At 68.2% G+C, this 19,551-nt stretch carries 20 protein-coding genes; 15 read left to right on the forward strand and 5 right to left on the reverse strand.

The window, feature by feature from the left end:
- Positions 1–136: 136 nt before the first annotated feature.
- Complete coding sequence (locus ACH47Z_RS25620; protein WP_399077476.1) at positions 137–913, reverse strand: Crp/Fnr family transcriptional regulator; 777 nt, start codon at positions 911–913, stop codon at positions 137–139.
- A gap of 469 nt (positions 914–1,382) precedes the next feature.
- Between ACH47Z_RS25620 and rpsL the strand changes: the two genes are divergently transcribed.
- The 5 genes from rpsL to ACH47Z_RS25645 all read left to right on the forward strand — a co-directional run bounded on the left by rpsL (position 1,383) and on the right by ACH47Z_RS25645 (position 8,952).
- On the forward strand, positions 1,383–1,754 hold the full coding sequence (gene rpsL, locus ACH47Z_RS25625; RefSeq protein ID WP_003948652.1) for a 30S ribosomal protein S12: 372 nt from the start codon (positions 1,383–1,385) through the stop codon (positions 1,752–1,754).
- A gap of 2 nt (positions 1,755–1,756) precedes the next feature.
- The gene (gene rpsG, locus ACH47Z_RS25630; RefSeq protein ID WP_003992340.1) at positions 1,757–2,227 is read left to right on the forward strand and encodes a 30S ribosomal protein S7; all 471 of its coding nucleotides are present in this window, start codon (positions 1,757–1,759) and stop codon (positions 2,225–2,227) included.
- Between the two features lie 39 nt (positions 2,228–2,266).
- Positions 2,267–4,393, forward strand: coding sequence for an elongation factor G (gene fusA, locus ACH47Z_RS25635; RefSeq protein WP_399077478.1), 2,127 nt, complete (start codon positions 2,267–2,269; stop codon positions 4,391–4,393).
- 156 nt (positions 4,394–4,549) lie between these two features.
- The gene (tuf, locus tag ACH47Z_RS25640) at positions 4,550–5,743 is read left to right on the forward strand and encodes an elongation factor Tu (RefSeq protein WP_399077480.1); all 1,194 of its coding nucleotides are present in this window, start codon (positions 4,550–4,552) and stop codon (positions 5,741–5,743) included.
- Between the two features lie 185 nt (positions 5,744–5,928).
- The gene (locus tag ACH47Z_RS25645; RefSeq protein WP_399077482.1) at positions 5,929–8,952 is read left to right on the forward strand and encodes a glycosyl hydrolase 115 family protein; all 3,024 of its coding nucleotides are present in this window, start codon (positions 5,929–5,931) and stop codon (positions 8,950–8,952) included.
- A gap of 39 nt (positions 8,953–8,991) precedes the next feature.
- Here the strand turns inward: ACH47Z_RS25645 and ACH47Z_RS25650 are convergent, their stop codons facing one another.
- The gene (locus ACH47Z_RS25650) at positions 8,992–9,876 is read right to left on the reverse strand and encodes a hypothetical protein (RefSeq protein WP_399077484.1); all 885 of its coding nucleotides are present in this window, start codon (positions 9,874–9,876) and stop codon (positions 8,992–8,994) included.
- The gene (locus ACH47Z_RS25655; RefSeq protein ID WP_399077486.1) at positions 9,857–10,426 is read right to left on the reverse strand and encodes an ATP-binding protein; all 570 of its coding nucleotides are present in this window, start codon (positions 10,424–10,426) and stop codon (positions 9,857–9,859) included. The genes ACH47Z_RS25650 and ACH47Z_RS25655 overlap by 20 nt, the downstream gene beginning before the upstream one ends.
- 137 nt (positions 10,427–10,563) lie before the next feature.
- Here ACH47Z_RS25655 and ACH47Z_RS25660 point away from each other — a divergent pair, with 137 nt between their 5' ends.
- Genes ACH47Z_RS25660 through ACH47Z_RS25675 form a run of 4 tightly spaced genes read left to right on the forward strand, consistent with a single transcriptional unit; the run spans position 10,564 to position 12,714 of the window.
- Positions 10,564–11,424 (forward strand): helix-turn-helix domain-containing protein, encoded by an 861-nt coding sequence (locus tag ACH47Z_RS25660; protein ID WP_399077488.1) that lies wholly within the window; start codon positions 10,564–10,566, stop codon positions 11,422–11,424.
- A complete protein-coding gene (locus ACH47Z_RS25665; protein WP_399077490.1) occupies positions 11,421–11,600 on the forward strand; it encodes a DUF397 domain-containing protein in 180 nt (59 codons plus the stop codon). The genes ACH47Z_RS25660 and ACH47Z_RS25665 overlap by 4 nt, the downstream gene beginning before the upstream one ends.
- 50 nt (positions 11,601–11,650) lie before the next feature.
- Positions 11,651–11,998, forward strand: a complete 348-nt coding sequence (locus ACH47Z_RS25670) for a hypothetical protein (protein WP_399077492.1) — start codon at positions 11,651–11,653, stop codon at positions 11,996–11,998.
- A 35-nt stretch (positions 11,999–12,033) separates the two neighbouring features.
- Positions 12,034–12,714, forward strand: a complete 681-nt coding sequence (locus tag ACH47Z_RS25675) for a serine/arginine repetitive matrix protein 2 (RefSeq protein ID WP_399077494.1) — start codon at positions 12,034–12,036, stop codon at positions 12,712–12,714.
- Here the strand turns inward: ACH47Z_RS25675 and ACH47Z_RS25680 are convergent.
- Entirely contained in the window at positions 12,711–13,253 is a 543-nt protein-coding gene (locus ACH47Z_RS25680) for a GNAT family N-acetyltransferase (RefSeq protein ID WP_399077496.1), read from the reverse strand. The two genes, ACH47Z_RS25675 and ACH47Z_RS25680, sit on opposite strands and share 4 nt — an antisense overlap.
- Before the next feature lie 83 nt (positions 13,254–13,336).
- Positions 13,337–14,554, reverse strand: coding sequence for an MFS transporter (locus ACH47Z_RS25685; RefSeq protein WP_399077498.1), 1,218 nt, complete (start codon positions 14,552–14,554; stop codon positions 13,337–13,339).
- A 240-nt stretch (positions 14,555–14,794) separates the two neighbouring features.
- Between ACH47Z_RS25685 and ACH47Z_RS25690 the strand changes: the two genes are divergently transcribed.
- The 6 genes from ACH47Z_RS25690 (at position 14,795) to rpsJ (ending at position 19,551) form a co-directional block, all read left to right on the forward strand.
- Positions 14,795–15,196 (forward strand): hypothetical protein, encoded by a 402-nt coding sequence (locus ACH47Z_RS25690; RefSeq protein ID WP_399077500.1) that lies wholly within the window; start codon positions 14,795–14,797, stop codon positions 15,194–15,196.
- A gap of 67 nt (positions 15,197–15,263) precedes the next feature.
- Positions 15,264–17,405, forward strand: coding sequence for a hypothetical protein (locus tag ACH47Z_RS25695; RefSeq protein WP_399077502.1), 2,142 nt, complete (start codon positions 15,264–15,266; stop codon positions 17,403–17,405).
- Positions 17,405–17,941 (forward strand): hypothetical protein, encoded by a 537-nt coding sequence (locus ACH47Z_RS25700; protein ID WP_399077504.1) that lies wholly within the window; start codon positions 17,405–17,407, stop codon positions 17,939–17,941. Before ACH47Z_RS25695 ends, ACH47Z_RS25700 begins: the two co-directional genes overlap by 1 nt.
- Positions 17,938–18,327, forward strand: coding sequence for a hypothetical protein (locus ACH47Z_RS25705; protein WP_399077506.1), 390 nt, complete (start codon positions 17,938–17,940; stop codon positions 18,325–18,327). Before ACH47Z_RS25700 ends, ACH47Z_RS25705 begins: the two co-directional genes overlap by 4 nt.
- Positions 18,328–18,428: 101 nt before the next feature.
- Complete coding sequence (locus tag ACH47Z_RS25710) at positions 18,429–18,800, forward strand: hypothetical protein (protein WP_399077508.1); 372 nt, start codon at positions 18,429–18,431, stop codon at positions 18,798–18,800.
- A 442-nt stretch (positions 18,801–19,242) separates the two neighbouring features.
- A complete protein-coding gene (rpsJ, locus tag ACH47Z_RS25715) occupies positions 19,243–19,551 on the forward strand; it encodes a 30S ribosomal protein S10 (protein ID WP_003948644.1) in 309 nt (102 codons plus the stop codon).

A 19,551-nucleotide genomic window follows, 5' to 3' on the forward strand; every position in this document is an offset into this window, starting at 1 on the left:
GGCGCCGATGTCACTCTGCGGGCGGCCCGGGCCGGCAGCCGTCACCCTCCGGACGGCCCCGGCCCACGGACGTCACTCTTCGCGCACTCCCGTCGGCGGCCTCGCGCGGCCCTGGTCGCGGCCCCCTTCCGCCCCGTCACCCCTCGGACGGCCCCGGCGGTGACGGGATCCCCGGGATTCCCAGGACTTCCGGGGCCGAGGCTGCCGCCGCTATGCGGCGCAGCACGTCAGGCCGATGGATGAGCAGGGCTCGGCGGCCCGTCGTGACCGCCTGTTTGTCGCGGAGTTCCTTCAGCAGGCGCTGGACCATCTCGCGGGAGGCGCCCACCGAGCCCGCGAGCTCCTGTTTGCTCAGGGGGACGGAGACCTCGATGCCCTCGTCGGTGCGGCGGCCGTGGGTGCGGGCCAGGTCCAGGAGGAGGACGGCGAGGCGCTCGCGGACGTTCATGGAGGCGAACTCCAGGCGGCGGCGGTCTGCCGCGCGGGTCCGGTCGGCGGTCAGGCCCAGCAGGGCGAAGGCGGCGGCGGGGGAGTGCTGGAGGAAGTCGCGGAACTTCTCGTGCTCCACGGCCAGCGAGCGCACCGGCTCCAGCGCGGTCACCGTGGCCGAGCGAGGCCGTCCGGTGAGCGCGGCCGACTCGCCGACGATGTCACCGGGGCCGCGCAGCGCGAGCAGCGCCTCGTAGCCGTTGGCGGCCGCCGCCGTCACCTTGGTCCAGCCCGTGAGCAGGAAGATCACGTGTGAGGACGGCTCGTGCTGGTGGATCAGTACCGTCCGGGCGGTGAAGGTGAGCTCCCGGCCGAGCGCGAGCAGCACCGCCCGGTCCTCCGCCTCCAGCCGGGCCAGGAAGGGCACCCGGTCGTCCAGGCCGCCGTCGTCCCGTGCATGCGCGGTCGTCCACGTGCTCGTCATGCCGGCCCCCCGAAGTTGTTCACCCGTGGCGGACAACCCGCGACGGACGGATCAACGTACTGAAAGCGCACCCTTCCCCTCCCCGGCAAGAGCGGAAACCGGCCAGGAGTGTCCGGGGGGCGTCCGCGACCCCTCCGACCAGGCGTGACGCGGCGACGGGACGGCCGATCACCGGCCGTCGGACAACTGGGGCGAAACCCGGCTTACGAGGTGAGAAGTCCGGCGTGTCGGGCCCCGCTCCATTTGTTTTGACCGAAGTCCGTGAGGTAGGTACGCTCAGACCTTGTGCCTGGGGTGTGCCCTGGCTCTCGTGCGTGCCTTCAACCGCATGGCGAGCCGTGTTATGGCCACCGTAATCTGCGCCCCTTTGCCTTGCGGCAGGGTCTGCGGGATTCGACACACCCGACCGCGTGGGTCGGCGAAGTCCCAGGTTAGCTGTACCTATCGGCACACAGAAACCGGAGAAGTAGTGCCTACGATCCAGCAGCTGGTCCGTAAGGGCCGGCAGGACAAGGTCGAGAAGAACAAGACGCCCGCACTCGAGGGTTCCCCTCAGCGTCGTGGCGTCTGCACGCGTGTGTTCACGACCACCCCGAAGAAGCCGAACTCGGCCCTGCGTAAGGTCGCGCGTGTGCGTCTGACCAGCGGGATCGAGGTCACCGCTTACATTCCGGGTGAGGGACACAACCTGCAGGAGCACTCCATCGTGCTCGTGCGCGGCGGCCGTGTGAAGGACCTGCCGGGTGTTCGCTACAAGATCATCCGTGGCTCCCTCGACACCCAGGGTGTCAAGAACCGCAAGCAGGCCCGTTCCCGCTACGGCGCCAAGAAGGAGAAGTAAGAATGCCTCGTAAGGGCCCCGCCCCGAAGCGCCCGGTCATCATCGACCCGGTCTACGGTTCTCCTCTGGTCACGTCGCTCATCAACAAGGTGCTGCTGAACGGCAAGCGCTCCACCGCCGAGCGCATCGTCTACGGCGCCATGGAGGGCCTGCGTGAGAAGACGGGCAACGACCCGATCATCACGCTGAAGCGCGCGCTGGAGAACATCAAGCCGACCCTCGAGGTCAAGTCCCGCCGTGTCGGTGGTGCGACGTACCAGGTTCCGATCGAGGTCAAGCCCGGTCGTGCCAACACGCTCGCGCTGCGCTGGCTGGTCGGTTACTCCCGCGCCCGTCGCGAGAAGACCATGACCGAGCGTCTGCTCAACGAGCTTCTCGACGCGTCCAACGGCCTCGGTGCCGCTGTGAAGAAGCGCGAGGACACGCACAAGATGGCCGAGTCCAACAAGGCCTTCGCGCACTACCGCTGGTAGTCGCTACCCACATCGAGACCGAGAGAAGACTGAAGCCTTATGGCTACCACTTCACTTGACCTGGCCAAGGTCCGCAACATCGGGATCATGGCCCACATCGACGCGGGCAAGACGACCACCACCGAGCGGATCCTGTTCTACACCGGTGTGTCGTACAAGATCGGTGAGGTCCACGACGGCGCTGCCACCATGGACTGGATGGAGCAGGAGCAGGAGCGTGGCATCACGATCACCTCTGCTGCCACCACCTGTCACTGGCCGCTGGAAGACGTCGACCACACCATCAACATCATCGACACCCCGGGCCACGTCGACTTCACCGTCGAGGTGGAGCGCTCCCTGCGCGTGCTCGACGGTGCCGTGACGGTGTTCGACGGCGTCGCCGGCGTTGAGCCGCAGTCCGAGACGGTGTGGCGTCAGGCGGACCGCTACGGCGTTCCGCGTATCTGCTTCGTCAACAAGCTCGACCGCACGGGCGCCGAGTTCCACCGCTGCGTGGACATGATCTCGGACCGCCTGGGCGCGCAGCCGATCGTCATGCAGCTCCCGATCGGTGCCGAGGCCGACTTCAAGGGCGTCGTGGACCTGGTCCGCATGAAGGCGCTCGTGTGGTCCGCCGAAGCCACCAAGGGCGAGATGTACGACGTCGTCGACATCCCGGACACCCACACCGAGGCTGCCGAGGAGTACCGCGGCAAGCTCATCGAGACGGTGGCCGAGAACGACGAAGAGATCATGGAGCTGTACCTGGAGGGCCAGGAGCCCACCGAGGAGCAGCTGTACGCCGCGATCCGTCGTATCACCATCGCGTCCGGCAAGTCCAAGGACACCACGGTCACCCCGGTGTTCTGCGGTACCGCGTTCAAGAACAAGGGTGTTCAGCCCCTGCTCGACGCGGTCGTGCGCTACCTGCCGTCCCCGGTCGACATCGAGGCCATCGAGGGCCACGACGTCAAGGACCCCGAGGTCGTCGTCAAGCGCAAGCCGTCCGACGACGAGCCGCTGTCCGCGCTGGCGTTCAAGATCATGAGCGACCCGCACCTCGGCAAGCTCACCTTCGTCCGGGTCTACTCGGGCCGCCTGGAGTCCGGCTCTTCGGTGCTGAACTCCGTCAAGGGCAAGAAGGAGCGCATCGGCAAGATCTACCGCATGCACGCGAACAAGCGTGAGGAGATCGAGTCGGTGGGCGCCGGCGACATCGTCGCCGTCATGGGCCTGAAGCAGACCACCACCGGTGAGACGCTGGCCGACGACAAGAACCCGGTCATCCTGGAGTCCATGGACTTCCCGGCGCCGGTCATCCAGGTCGCCATCGAGCCCAAGTCGAAGGGCGACCAGGAGAAGCTGGGCGTCGCGATCCAGCGCCTGGCCGAGGAGGACCCGTCCTTCCAGGTCCACTCGGACGAGGAGACCGGCCAGACCATCATCGGTGGCATGGGCGAGCTGCACCTCGAGGTGCTGGTCGACCGTATGCGCCGTGAGTTCAAGGTCGAGGCCAACGTCGGCAAGCCGCAGGTGGCGTACCGCGAGACGATCCGCCAGGCCGTCGAGCGCGTCGACTACACCCACAAGAAGCAGACCGGTGGTACCGGTCAGTTCGCCAAGGTGCAGATCGCGATCGAGCCCATCGAGGGCGGCGACGCCTCGTACGAGTTCGTGAACAAGGTGACCGGTGGCCGTATCCCGAAGGAGTACATCCCTTCGGTCGACGCCGGTGCGCAGGAGGCCATGCAGTTCGGCATCCTCGCCGGTTACGAGATGACCGGCGTGCGCGTCATCCTGATCGACGGTGGCTACCACGAGGTCGACTCCTCCGAGCTCGCGTTCAAGATCGCCGGTTCGCAGGCCTTCAAGGAGGCCGCGCGCAAGGCCAAGCCCGTGCTCCTTGAGCCGATGATGGCCGTCGAGGTCACCACGCCCGAGGACTACATGGGTGAGGTCATCGGCGACATCAACTCCCGCCGTGGTCAGATCCAGGCCATGGAGGAGCGGGCCGGTGCCCGCGTCGTGAAGGGCCTCGTGCCCCTCTCGGAGATGTTCGGTTACGTCGGCGACCTGCGCAGCAAGACGTCCGGCCGTGCGAGCTACTCCATGCAGTTCGACTCCTACGCCGAGGTTCCGCGGAACGTCGCCGAGGAGATCATCGCGAAGGCCAAGGGCGAGTAACGCACCGCGTTCACACGCCGTAGGCTTGACTCCGGAGCCTCAAGGGGCAAACAGCCGTAAAACCGGATGTTTGCCCCGGGTTCCGGGCCTTTACAGCAAAGATCACCTGGCGCCGATGAAGTAAGGCGTACAGAACCACTCCACAGGAGGACCCCAGTGGCGAAGGCGAAGTTCGAGCGGACTAAGCCGCACGTCAACATCGGCACCATCGGTCACATCGACCACGGTAAGACGACCCTCACGGCCGCCATTACCAAGGTGCTGCACGACGCGTACCCGGACCTGAACGAGGCCACCCCGTTCGACAACATCGACAAGGCGCCCGAGGAGCGCCAGCGCGGTATCACCATCTCCATCGCGCACGTCGAGTACCAGACCGAGGCGCGTCACTACGCCCACGTCGACTGCCCGGGTCACGCGGACTACATCAAGAACATGATCACCGGTGCCGCCCAGATGGACGGCGCGATCCTGGTGGTCGCCGCCACCGACGGCCCGATGCCGCAGACCAAGGAGCACGTGCTCCTGGCCCGCCAGGTCGGCGTTCCGTACATCGTCGTCGCCCTGAACAAGGCCGACATGGTGGACGACGAGGAGATCATGGAGCTCGTCGAGCTCGAGGTTCGTGAGCTCCTCTCCGAGTACGAGTTCCCGGGCGACGACCTGCCGGTCGTCCGCGTCTCCGCGCTGAAGGCGCTCGAGGGCGACGCGGAGTGGACCCAGTCGGTCCTCAACCTGATGCAGGCCGTCGACGAGTCCATCCCGCAGCCGGAGCGCGACGTCGACAAGCCGTTCCTCATGCCGATCGAGGACGTCTTCACGATCACCGGTCGCGGTACGGTCGTCACCGGCCGTATCGAGCGTGGTGTCCTCAAGGTCAACGAGACCGTCGACATCATCGGCATCAAGACCGAGAAGACCACCACCACGGTCACCGGTATCGAGATGTTCCGCAAGCTGCTCGACGAGGGCCAGGCCGGTGAGAACGTCGGTCTGCTGCTCCGCGGCATCAAGCGCGAGGACGTCGAGCGCGGCCAGGTCATCATCAAGCCGGGCTCGGTCACCCCGCACACGGAGTTCGAGGCCACGGCGTACATCCTGTCCAAGGACGAGGGTGGCCGCCACACGCCGTTCTTCAACAACTACCGCCCGCAGTTCTACTTCCGTACGACGGACGTGACCGGCGTGGTGACCCTCCCCGAGGGCACCGAGATGGTCATGCCGGGTGACAACACCGACATGAAGGTGGAGCTCATCCAGCCCGTCGCCATGGAGGAGGGCCTGAAGTTCGCCATCCGTGAGGGTGGTCGCACCGTGGGCGCCGGCCAGGTCACCAAGATCGTCAAGTAAGTTCCGCTTGCTTGAGGGTCACCGACTGACCTAAGGGGAGGCCCGTACGACTTCGGTCGTACGGGCCTCTTCGCTGTTTCTGGGGCTCCGAAACTATTCGGCGCGTACGACAGGTTCCGCCCGTCGGTCACTCCCTCCACTATTTGTCATGCCGCTGAGCAAATAGAGGGTGGAGGGGACGACGCATGTCCGTGGCGCGCAGAACGGTGCTGGGGGCGGGGCTTGCCGCTGTGCCGGTGTTGGCTTCGGGGGCCGCGTTCGCAGCGGGTGACGGGGGTCTTCGGGTTACGGACCCGGGGGCGTACATCTCCTTCACGGGCGGGGCGTTCTCGCTCGTCGGCGCTCCCGTGGTGGTCAGCCCGGAGGATCATCCCGGAGTCGTACGGGTCGCAGGGGACCTGCGGGACGACCTGGAGCGGGTGACGGGTGTCCGTCCGGGGGCGACGATCAGCCGTCTCCCGATCCTCCTGGGCACGATCGGCCGCAGCGCGCTGATCGACGGGCTGGTGCGGTCCGGGAAGCTGGACGTGACCGGTGTGCGCGGGCGGTGGGAGACCTCGCTGCAGACGGTCGTGGAGCATCCGATGCCCGGCGTGGAGCGGGCGTTCGTCATCGCGGGCAGCGATCCGCGCGGCACGATCTTCGGCGCGTACGACGTCTCGTACGGCATCGGCGTCTCGCCCTGGCACTGGTGGGACGACGTGCCGCCGGTGCGGCGGGCCGGGGTGTGGGTGCGGGCGGGCCGCCACACGCAGGGCACTCCGGCCGTGAAGTACCGGGGTTTCTTCATCAACGACGAGAATCCGGCACTGGGTACGTGGGCCCCGGCGTATTTCGGCCCCGGGAAGGCGCCGGGATATCCGGGAGGACTCAACTCGGCGTTCTACGCGAGGGTCTTCGAGGTCCTGCTCCGCCTGAAGGGCAATTACCTCTGGCCGGCGGTGTGGGGCCGGGCCTTCGCGGAGGACGACCCGGAGAACCACCGCCGCGCCATGGAATACGGCGTTGTCATGGGCACGTCCCATGAGGCGCCGATGATGCGGGGCATCGAGGAGTGGAACCGCCATGCTTCGCCCGGACATGACCCCTACGGGGGCACCGGCGAGTGGTCGTACCGGCGCAATGCCGAAGCGATCCGCGCGTACTGGCGGGCCGGCATCCAGCGCATGGTGGATCAGGGCTTCGAGGGAGTAGTGACCCTCGGCATGCGCGGCAACGGCGACACCAGCCTGCCCGACGGCGACGGCATCGAGCTGATGCAGGAGATCATCGCCGACCAGCGGAAGATCATCGAGGAGGTGACGGGCAGGCCGGCGTCCGAAACCCCCCAGGTGTGGACGCTGTACAAGGAGGTGCAGCGCTACTGGGACCGGGGTCTGCGCGCCCCGGACGACGTCACGGTGGTCCTCACGGACGACAACTGGGGCAACATCCGCAAACACCCGGACGGCGTACGCGAGGGCGGCTTCGGCCTGTACTACCACTTCGACTACGTGGGCGCCGGCCGCAACTACAAGTGGGTCGACACGGCCAACCTCCGCAACGTCTGGGACCAGCTCCACCAGGCCCACGCCTACGGCAACCACGGCCTGTGGGTGGCGAACGTGGGCGACCTGAAGGGGAACGAACTGCCGACGGAGTTCTTCCTGTCGTACGCCTGGAACCCCGAGGCGTGGCCGCTGGAACGCCTCGGCGCATGGGAGGAGCGCTACGCCCGCCAGAACTTCGGCGAGACCCCGGCACGCGAGATCGCGTCGGTGCTGGCGACGTACGGCCGCCTCCAGGCGCGCCGCAAACCGGAGTTGCTGAACCGCCGGATCATGATGGCGGACGGCAAGGTGGTGTACGACGACCAGCAGACCCCGTACTACTTCGCGCACCGGGAGCTGGAGCGGGTGACGGAGGAGTGGCGGGTGCTGGGGGGCCGGGCGGAACGTGTCGCCCGTCGGCTGCCGGGCGATCTCCAGGACGCGTGGTACGAGCTGGTGGGCTACGAGGTGACGGCGACCGCGAACCTGTACGCGCTGCGGGAGGCGGAGTTCGGGAATCTCCTCTACGCCGCCCAGGGCCGAGCGGCGACGAACGACCGCGCGGCGCAGGCGGAGGCAGCCCTGGCGAGGGACTTCGCGCTGGCCGACCGCTTCAACTCCCGTGTGGCCGACGGCAAATGGAAGGGCTTCCAGACCCAGCCGCACATCGACTACGGCGACGTGGACCGCTACGGCCCCAATGCGGGCTGGCAGCAGCCGGAGAAGGACAACGTGGCGTTGCCGGATGTGTTGTTTCCGGCGGTACGACGGATCCAGGTGCCGGACGGGGCGGAGCTGGGGGTGTCGGTCGACGGGGCGGAGGACGCGGGGGAGTGGTGGCCGGGAGGTTCGGCGACGGACGTGCCGGTGCTGCCGTCGTTCAGCCGGTACCAGACGCGGCCGCAGCAGTACGTGGAGATCTTCAACAGGGGGCGTACGCCGTTCGTGTACGAGGTCCGTTCGTCCGTCCCCTGGCTGGTGGTGGACCGGGCGCGGGGCCGGGTGGATCAGCAGGTGCGGGTGGAGGTCCGGGCGGACTGGGCGAAGGCCCCTGCGGGCCGGGCCGAGGGCACGCTGACGGTGAGCGGGGCGGGGGCCTCGGTGACCGTGAGGTGCGTGACGGAGGGATCGCGGGTCCGTGGCGTGCGGGGCTTCGTGGAAGCGGGCGGCTATGTGGCGATCGACGCCGAGCACTACGACCGCGCGGTGGGCGACTGGCGCCGCCTGGACGGCATCGGCCGCACGGGCGCGGGGATGACTCCGTGGCCGGTGACGTCCCCGAGCGTTACTCCGGGGGGTTCGTCACCACGTCTGGAGTACGAGGTGAGCGTGCTGTCCGATCCCGGGGAGGTGACGGTGTGGGCGTACGTCTCGCCTCGTAATCCGGCACTTCCGGGGGTGACGGGCCTGAGCTACGGGGTGTCACTGGACGACGGCCCGATCCAGACGGTGGACATCACGGCGGGCGCGGATGACGGCGCGCTGAACGTGGTGTGGGCCCGGAACACGTCGGACAGCGTGAACCGCACGGCTACGCGGCACTCCGTGGGGTCGGGGGCCGGGGTCCATCGGCTGAAGTTCTGGATGGTGGATCCGACGGTGGTGGTGCAGAGGCTGGTGATCGATACGGGTGGGATGCCGGAGCTGTATTTGGGGCCGAGGGAGAGCCGGAGGGTGTGAGGTGCGATCGGCGCAGCCACCAGCCCCTGCGTCAGGCTGTTACTCGGTCTCGGTAAAGACTTCCGAGGCCGAGGTGGCGGTGATCGCTCGGTCGAACCAGACGTTCAGAAGATCCAGGTCGTCGCACGACGTGACGCGTTCGCGAGCCTCGTCCTGGATCTCGACGCCACGCCTGTCGAGGAGTCGCAGCACATCTTCGGCCTTGGCCTTGGCTCGGCCCTCGTCCCGTAGCTCTTCGGCGAGGGATGACTTGAAGAACGAGAGATCGACAGCCACGAGGCTCCTCCAGAGGGATGCGGCCGGGCTCCTGTCCAGGCCTTGCTGGGTCAGTTCGATGAAGATTTCTGCGGTGTCTTTGTCGCGTTCCTGCAGCTCCAGCAGTGCAGGGGCCAGCGCTTCAAGTATGGCCTTGATCTCCGGATCCTGGCGGTGCAAAGCGGCGGAGAGAACGGTCATCGGCAGATCGTGGGCCACCTCTTCCGGTGTGGTGACGACCGGGATGTTGTTCGGGCCCAGGACCAGTGGCCTGAGGGTGAGGCAGGGCCACTCCGGCGGGCCGATCTCCACGTGCTGGGCGGCCCATCTGGCCGTAGACCGGTCCGGGCACACGACGACGAGGACGGGCGGGATCTTGTACTTCGCGTAGAGATGGGCGAGGTAGTAGCTCCAGCTCGCCCGTTTGGCCAGGTCCTTCTTGCCTTGGGCCTCCACAGCCAGGATGTACTCGCCCGAGTCGGCCGTCTCGATCTTCAACAGGGTGTCGACGCGTCGTTCTACCGGGTGGTTCTCGGTGAGGTCGGTGGGTAACGGAGTGCTGGCCACGGGATCGGCGAACGGGGCGCCGATCGCGCGGGCGGCGCGGGCGAACAGACCGGGATCCTGCTGGAAGATCCGGTGCAGCGCCTCATGGGTGGAACTGACCATGTTCGTGTCGGTGACCTTTCTTTGTGTGGGCGGCTCGGTGGTCAGGGGCTGGTTGTACGACACCGTGTGCGTGACGATCCGGCCGCTGGGGAGACGTTCGCGGGTGCGCGCCAGGTAGGGCGATCGCCGTTGGGTGATGCCGCGCGGATTCGGGGCCGGTCTTCACCTCCGCCCAGACGGTCTTGCGCGGGGTGGGACCTTCGGTCACTCCCCAGCGGTCGGCGAGTGCCTGCACCAGGAGCAGGCCGCGACCGGATTCGTCGTTGGGGGACGTGTGTTGGGCGCGGGGCAGATGGTCACCGCGCGTGTCCGTCACCTCGATGCGCAGCGTGTCGCCGACGACGTAGAGCGTGAGCCGGAAGTCCCGCCCGGGAACGCGACCGTGGGTGACGGCGTTGGCCGCCAGCTCGGCCACGATGTGCTCCGCCGATTCCAGCGGGAGGTCCCAGTCGCGGAGTTGTCCGGTGGCGAGCAGGCGGGCGAGGCGGGCGCCGCGAGGCGTGGGGGACAGCAGCACGCTGAAGTTGGGGATGGCGGCTTCTTGAATCACGTCACTCAGCGTGGCCGAGCCTGCTTTTGTAGGTGAGTGACAACGCCTTTACGTAGCGTCACTGTCCTTGTTTTGTCTCGGCTGTCTCGGCTGTCTGAGGCGTTGTACGGGTACGAGTGCGCGTCGGAGGAGGAGCCGTGAGTGACAGTGTGAACGACGGTGTGGACGAGGCTGGTTGGGATGTCGAACCGGGGGACGAGATCGAACCGGTGGTGCAGGCGGTGGGGCGCCTGCTCAAGGTGTGCCGGGAGGCAGCCGGGATGAGTGTGGCCGACCTGGCGGCTGTCCTCGGGTACGGCGAGGACCTGATCCGCAAGATGGAGCGCGGGGCGCGTATTCCTCGGCCGGAGACGCTGGACAAGGCGGACCGGGTCCTAAAGGCGCAGGGGCACCTCCGGGAGTTCATGGAGGACATGCGGCGGGCCCGGTATCCGAAGAAGGTGCGGGATCTGGCGGACATGGAGGCGCGGGCGGTGGAGATGCTGCTGTACAGCAACCACAACATCCATGGCCTGTTGCAGACGCCGAAGTACGCGCGAGCGATGTATGAGATGAGGCAGCCTGCACTCGGCGAAGACGTCGTTGAGCGGGAAGCCGCCGCGCGCATGGCTCGAAAGGCTGTCTTCGAGCGACGGGATCCCGCCCCGACGCTCAGTTTCGTCCAGGAACAGGTGACGCTCGAACGTCCCTACGGTGGGAAGATGGTGCTGCGTCGACAGCTCGAACACCTCTTGGAGGTGGGGCAGTTGAGGAACGTAACGCTCCAGGTCATGCCAACCGACCGGGAGGAGCACGCCGGGGCGGCGGGCCTGATCGAGGTACTGAAGTTCGCCGACGGAACGGCGATCGGGCGTTCCGACGGCGCGTTCAACGGCCGCCCGGTCTCAAACCCGAAGGATCTTCGAATCCTTGAACTGCGCTATGGCATGATCCGGGCGCAGGCTCTCACGCCGAGGGAGTCGCAGGCCTTCATCGAGCGAGCGCTGGGGACACTATGAGCACCTCGCAACTCCACTGGTTCAAGAGCAGTTACAGCAGTACCAACGAACCCGGCGACTGCGTCGAGATCGCCCCCACCCCCACCACCATCCACATCCGCGACTCCAAGAACCCCACCGGCCCCCGCCTCGCCCTCGCGCCGGAGGCCTGGTCGGAGTTCGTTCGCACCCTCTGACGGAGGACGGTGGCGGCGGCCGGAACAGCAGGCGCCGCACCGTGGGCTCGGTGATCGGCGTGGCGCTGGCGGTCGCCGTCGTAGCCGTACGGCCGTCGCTGCTGCTGGACCGGCTTCCCGGCCGTAACCACGGCTCCAAGGCCTCGGCCGCCTCGCTGCCTGCCGAGACGGCGCTGCCGTCCAGCGCCCCGGGCGCGGTCGCCCAGGCCGGACTGCCCACGCGCAAGGACCCGTTCCGCGGTTCGCCCGCCCAGCGGTGGGCGGACGGGGCGGACGACATCGAGGTGCCGCGCGCGAAGGCCGTGGGCGGGATGAGCCAGGAGGACGTGGCCCTCGCCCTGCGCCGTACCAAGGAGTTCCTGGTCGGCACCAACCTGGACCCGGCCACCCGCACCTGAGGCAGAACCCAAGGGCTGCCCTACGATGCTCCGTTGTGGCGATACAGAATCCGTATCCGTGGGGACCACCGTACGGCGGCCCGCCCCCTCCGCTGCCGGCCATCCCGGCGAGGGACCTGCGGCCCCGGCGCATCTGGTACCTGGTGGCCGCACTGCTGGGGCTCGTGCTGGCCGGTGCCGGTATCGCCGTCATCGTGGTGACGGTGAAGAACACGCTGGACTCGATCGACACCGCCCGGAGCTTCTCCAGCGGTGACTCGCGGACGTTCGGTTTCGTCCAGGGGAAGACCAAGGCGATCTACGTCTCCCAGTCCGGGAAGGGCCGGGTCGAGTGCCGGATCCCGGAGCTGGGGTCCGGGTCGATGACCCGGCCGGACAGCACCTTCCGCATCACCCTGGGGTCCCGTACCTGGGAGCGCGTCTTCGAGGTGAAGCCCGGCAGCAGCGGCGCGTACACGCTCACCTGCACCTCGGAGCTTCCGGCCGAGTTCGCGCTGGGGGACACGCCCCGGGTGGGGGCCATGGCCGGCAACATCGTCGCGGGGGTCGGCTGCTTCCTTGCCGCGTTCGCCGTAGCGGTGGCCATCATCGTCGTCACCGCCGTCCGACGCAGCCGTCACCGCCGGCGGCTCGTCGCCATGTGGGCCCCTCCGCCGCAGTGGAGCCCGCCGCCCTACGGGCCCACCCCGTGGCCCCCGCACGGCCCGCAGCCCTAGGCCTTCGAGTCCTGCCTCCAGTCCTGGGCGAGGAGCCCGAGCAGCACCTCGTCCAGGAACTCGCCCATCACCCAGGCCGAGGAGCGCAGCACGCCCTCGCGGACGAAGCCGTTGCGCTCGGCGGAGCGCAGCATCGCGGCGTTGTCCGACAGCGTCTCGATCTGCAGCCGCTGCAGGCCGCGCACGACGAAACCGTAGTGGCACAGCACCGCGACCACGTCGGTGCCGTAGCCCTTGCCGCGGGAGGACGGCAGCAGTCCAAGGCCGATGTGCGCGGACCGGTTGTGGTTGTCGATGCCCCACAGCGTCGCGGTGCCGACCAGGGTGCCGCCCTCCAGCTCCACCACGGAGAACGGGACGCTCCCCTCCTTCGTGTCGTCCACGACGAGCCGCGGGTCCTTCGAACCGGGCGGGATCGGCCGCCACGGCCCGGCTTCGGTCCGCGAGGAGTTGACCACGTCGTCGTAGAGCTCGGCCCGCAGGATCGGGATGTCCTCCTCGTGCCGGGCCCTGAGCCCGACCTTGCCGCCTCTCAGCATGCAGGCTTCCTATCCGGCCGGACTGGCCGGCGGCAAGCCAATTGGCGCTCGCCTCACCTCAGTTGGTAGGGCGGCGACAGCAGTCACCTACGCCGCCGAAGGCTGACCGCCCACACCAGCAGCGCCACCGCCAGCAGTGCCGCTCCCGTCGCAGGTACGGCTCCCCACCCGCCGAACCGGTACGCGGTGACGCCGATCGCCGAGCCGGCCGCGCCGCCGAGGTAGTACGACGTCATGTAGACCGAGGCGATCCGGGCCCGGGGGTGGTCCGGAAGGTCGTAGACGACGCTCATGTTCAGCAGGTGGACGCCGTGCACCACGATGTCCAGCACCAGGACCCCGGCCACCAGCCAGACCAGACTGCGGCCGCCCGGCCACAGCGCGGCGAACGCGGCCACGCCCAGGGCAAGCAGTACACCCGTGGCCACCGCCTCGCGGCCGGTGTCGACGATGCGGCCCGTCGCCTTGGCCGCGATCGCGCCCGCCGCGCCCACCAGGGCGAACAGCCCGATCGCGGAGGTGCTCCAGCCGTAGTGGGGGCCGGCGAGCAGGAACGCCGAGGTGGCCCAGAAGACGCTGAAGGCGGCGAAGCAGCACGCGCCGATCAGTGAGCGGCGGCGCAGGACCGGTTCCGCGGCGGCCAGCCGGAGCGTGGCGGCGAGCTGGGCGCCGTAGCCGAGGGACACGTCCGGCGGGGACGACGGCAGTACGCGGACGAGGAGCAGGGCCACGGCCGCCAGCGTTCCGGCCGCGGCCAGGAACACCGTGCGCCAGCCGAAGGCCCCGCCGACCAGCCCGGCCGCCGTGCGGGAGCACAGGATGCCGAGCAGGACGCCGGTGAGCAGGGTGGCCATCGCCCGGCCGCGCTGGTCCGCGGGCACGACGGAGGCCGCGTACGGGATGAGGATCTGGATGACGACAGCCCCGGCGCCCACGGCGAAGCCTCCGGCCAGCAGCACCCACAGTGCGGGAGCCGCTCCGGACAGGAGCATTCCGGCGCCGGCCGCGCCGAGCAGGATCGCGATCAGCCGGCGGCGCGCGACGATGTCGCCGAGCGGGACGATCAGCAGCAGGCCCAGGGTGTAGCCGGCCTGGGTGGCGGTCACCAGCGCGCCGACGGCGGACGGGGAGGCGCCGTAGGAGTCCGCGATCCGGGGGAGCAGGGGCTGGCAGTAGTAGAGACAGGCGGCGATCAGGCCGCAGGCCGCCGCGAGGAGGGTGATCAGGCGGGGGTGGGGCGCGGCCTGGTCCGTCGGCAGTTGGTTCGGGTCTGTTCTCCCGGTCGGGGCGGAAACGGTCATGACGGAGACGTTAGGCAGCAACCGGACCCAACCAAAGATCCAATACCGCCCGCTGTGAGTGACCCAATCTCTCGCGCCTCTGGCCTGCCGATATCAACCATGTTCTCGTAAAGGAAGCGCCAAGGGGTGCAGCCCAACTGCCTGATGCCGCCAGCCCGTTGCTAGCGTGAAGCGGACACGCCAGAGCGGCAGACGGGGGTTGGCGGCATGGCAGGACATGGCGGCGAAGGTGCCGTGGGAATGCGGCTCAATCAGGTGGCGGACCCGGGCGGGGGCGGATCCTTCGGCGGTCAGCAGGGTCTGACGTCGTCGCCGGCCGAGAAGCAGGCCGCGGCGAATGCGATCGAGAACGACATCGAGCCGGGCACCCGCACGGCAGGGGCCTGGGCGGACCACGAAACGGGTGCCGTGGTCAAGGCGTTCGGGGCGAAGGACGGGCACGGTTGGCTGACCTCCGGAGCCGTTCGGACGGCGCACAAGATCTGGGGTGAGCAGGTCCAGGACCTCATGAACCTGTTGTCGGCGGACAAGGGGGCTCTGCGGGGCGCCAACACCACGTTGATCAGCACGGACGGCGAAGTCGCCGCAGGGGTGCGCAGACCGTCGGTGTTGGACCAGTACTCGCAACCGCCGCAGAACTGACCTCTGTCCGATTCGACTCGTACGCCATCGCACTCAACGGGGACCCATGCCGACGTACCACGAGATCATGACGACCGACCTGTCCACGCTCACCACGGCCGCCGACCGTTGGGACGGGATGGCGACGGAATTCCACAAGCATGAGACGGCTTACGGGAAGGATGTGCACGGCATCACCCTCGGCCCGACGTGGACGGGGTTCAGTGGGGATGCCGCACAAAAGCGCCTCGGGATCACGCTCAAGGAGTTCCAGAAGGCCCAGGTCGAGGCCAAGGCGATCGCCTCGCTCCTGCGTGACGCGCACACCCAGTTCGTGGACCTGCACAAGAAGCTGGAGTCGGCGCGGGACGAGGCGATTGCCGCCGGTATGAAGGTGTCGGACCAGGGAGTGGTCTCGTACGACACCGGGAAGCTCAGCCAGGGGGACAAGCAGGCGCTCGCCCACGACCCCGACTACCAGGACAGCATCCGCAAGGCCGTCGCCTCCTGGCAGGCCCGCATCGACCAGTGCGTGAACGACGTGGGTGATGCCGACAAGGGTGTCGAGGTCGCATTCCAGGCCGTCGTGATCGACTCCGACCTCCTCGACGGCACGATGAACGGCTTCAACGGCAAGGCCCAGGGCGACATCGAGAAGTACGAGGCCGACGAGGCCAAGGACATCGCGCAGCGCGTCAACTCCGGCAAGGCCTCGGCGGCCGACTACCAGGAGCTGCAGCGCCTCTTCCACGACAACTCCGGCGACACGGCGTTCAGCCAGACCCTGCTGGACGAGCTGGGCGCCAAGGGCACGCTGCAACTGTCCAACAGCCTCGACGGTCTCGCCTACCACGACGACAAGCAGCACAGCGGCCAGTACCTGGACATCCAGAAGGGGCTCGCCACGACGCTGGCGACCGCGACCCAGGACCCGAACTCGTCCTTCTACAAGAACTTCCGCGCGGACATGCAGAAGGCCGGCACCGAGCAGTTCAAGGTCGACGGCCTCAGCCCCATCCCGGACGAGAAGGTCCGCGGCTACCAGAGCCTCGTCACGCTGATGCAGCAGGGGCACGGCTACAACGGGAAGTTCCTGGAGGACACCGCCGACGACATCCGGCACGCCGAGGAGTCGTACATGCCCAAGGGGGACAACCCGACCGAGTCCATCTGGGCCCTGCGGGACAAGTTCAGCGGCAAGGACCGGGGCTGGTTCGCCAACGACCCGCTCGACGGGGTGCTGGGGATCATGTCCCACGACCCGAAGACCAGCACCGAGTACCTGGACCCGGCCCACAACGACAATCTGCAGTACCTGCTCCACGGTCGGAACTGGGACACCGTCATCGACCACTTCGCGACCCCGCCCGGCGGGACCACCACGGGCATACCGGTCCTGGCGCCGGACGGGGACGACCGGAAGGGCTTCGGAGACGCCCTGGCCGCGGCGGCCACCGGCATCGACCCGAACGGCCAGCGCCCCATGGCGCCGACGCCGCACACCGACGCCAACAACCGGGTGTTCGTGCACGCGCTGGACGTCCTGTCCCAGCAGGGCAACGACATGCCGGCCTCGCTGCGCGACGACATGGCGAAGATCATGGTCAACCACGGCCATGAGACGTACGTGGCGATGAGTGACCCGAGCGGCGGGCGGCGCATTGCCGACGGCCCGAACCTGGACCGTGACCAGGTCCTGGAGATGACGAAGCAGATCTCGCGGAGTCAGGACTCGTACAACATGCTGCACGAGGGCATGAACTACGCGATCATGGCCGACATTCACGACCCCTCGCGCCATCCGGAGGACACCCTCCATTCGGCCGGCACCGCGATCGGCTTCATGGAGGAGGGCCGGTACCTGGCGCTCAAGGGGGACCAGCACGACTACACCTGGGACAAGGCGTGGAGCTACCACGCGTCCGGAGCGCTGCTGAACTTCATCCCGGTGTACGGCGATCTCTACCAGCGTGGTGCCGACGCGCTCACCAGCGCGTGGGTCATGGACGAACAGCAGGATCAGGCGGCCAAGCTGACCAGCGACAGCCAGGCCACGTACCACCTGCGCCAGAACCAGCTCAACGAGATCGCCGACAAGTGGTACGCGGCCAACTCGCACTGGGCCGACAGCCACACCGGCTACTCTCACGACCAGGGCATATACGACCAGATCAACGGGGCGGCCAACGACGGCAACGCACGCGCCCGTGGCATGGCGGGAGCGCAGTGATGGCGACGGGACCGAGGCGTGGGGCGGTGGCCCTGATGTGCACCGCCGTCCTGGCAGCGGCGGCGGGCTGCAGCAGCAACACCCATGCCACCGTCCCCGCCGAGTTCTGCAAGGTCCCGGTGCCGAAGGAGGCCCTGTCACCGCTCATCCCGAACGACGGATCGGTGAAGCAGACCTACACGGCCCTTGAGGGACAATCGGGTGCGGCCTGCGCCCTGAGCGCCGGCGGCCACCGGGTTCTGTATGTCGACATCACGCGCTCGGACCGGGCCCTGGACCCGGCGGACTGGAAGCCCGGGGCAGTACCGCACAAGTACGCCGCCGAGCGGGCCGTGTCCTTCCCGGGACATGCGGCGATAGGAAGCGACGGCGCCGTGGTCCAGGCAAACTGCACCTCCCGGAATGCATACATGGTCTTCGGGGTCGATTTCTTCGGCGACCGAGTCGAGAACACCCCCACCGGCTACAAGAAGCTGCAGCGGTTCATCGACGCCTTCGTACCGGGGGAGACGAAGAAGTTCGGCTGCACGAAGTGAAGACCATCACTGTCGCCGCAGCCTGTCTGGCCGTGGCCGCGGGGATCGGCACCTGGCTGTGGATCGGCTCGGGCACGGAGTCCGGACCATGCCAGGACCTTCTGCGGGACAAGAGGGTGCGGTCGGCTCTGGGGGCGGAGTACCGGAGTGATCTCAGCTGCCCGGCGCTGGGCGCGGCCGTCAAGCACGTCACCATGGGGGCCACACCAGGCAGGCACTCCCTTCAGCAGGCGCGATCCATGCAGAGCCTGCTGCCGGCCATGGCGGACGAGGCTGGGACCGGCGGCCGGCAGATCCCTCCCGCCCTCGCCGTTCCCTTCGCCCAGGCGCTGGCCGACTACGCCGACGACACGGACCAGATCCTGACCTCCGTGAACGCGGACTAGACAGCCCCGAGGCCTACGCCGCGGTCCGTGACGCCGCCACCCGGCGGATCGCCGCCGATCTCGCCGCCACCCCCGCCACGGCGGGCAAGGAGGCGCTCACTGTGCGTGCGAAGCTCAGCGGGCGGATTCTCGGCTCCCTGGACGGGGTGGCGGAGAAGGTGACGCGCGGCATGGGGCAGACCGAGGCGCGGACGTGGGGCGGGGATGTCGCCGCCCGCCTGTCGGCGCACGCGTCCGCCCCGCCCGCCTACGGCCGGGACCCCGCCGGCCATCTGATCGGCTCCTGGAAGCAGGAGCTGAGGGACGCCGGCGCCGAGAACACGCTCGCGCGGCTGGAAGCCCAGAGCATGGACATGAGCCGTATCTGGGGCAGGGCGATCGGCGCCGGCAGCGGGCTGCAGGACTCACTGGCGTACGGCTCCCGGGACACCGCGGCTTCCGCTCGGAGCGACGCTCTCGACAAGCTCCGGTGACCGCGGAAGCCGGGGAGACCGGCGCCCCGGTTTGACCTACGTCACCCCCGGGGTATTCTCTCCGGCCCGATTGGCCAGCCCCCCGTCCCATATGGCAGACTGTCCGAGTTGCTCGGTCGAGTGTTGATGCTGCGCGCCTCCCGCCGGGGGGACCGGAAGCGAGTCCCACAGTACTCGTCGCCCTAACTGCCTTCACGGCAGCGCTGGGGCGGACGTACGGGAATCTTCCGGGAAGTGCGGTGCGGCACCGACCAGGCGCCCGGTGGGCCCGAGGTCCTCGGTCCGCGGTTCCGGAAGGGCCGTTGCATTCCCCCGCAGGGATGTTCGAACAAGGGACATCCGTGTCAGCGGAAGTGCGACACGCCCGACCGCGTGGGTCGGAGAAGGTCCGAAGAATCGCCGAGCGTCAGAGCGTAAGAAGAGACAGGACTACTGAGTAGCCATGGCGGGACAGAAGATCCGCATCCGGCTCAAGGCCTACGACCACGAGGTCATCGACTCCTCGGCGAAGAAGATCGTCGAGACGGTGACCCGCACTGGTGCGTCGGTCGCGGGCCCGGTGCCGCTGCCCACTGAGAAGAACGTGTACTGCGTCATCAAGTCGCCGCACAAGTACAAGGACTCGCGCGAGCACTTCGAGATGCGCACGCACAAGCGCCTGATCGACATTCTCGACCCGACCCCCAAGACCGTTGACTCTCTGATGCGACTCGACCTCCCGGCCGGTGTCGACATCGAGATCAAGCTCTGA

Origin of the sequence: Streptomyces sp. NPDC020192 (assembly GCF_044388685.1) — a bacterium.
Classification (GTDB): Bacteria; Actinomycetota; Actinomycetes; order Streptomycetales; family Streptomycetaceae; genus Streptomyces.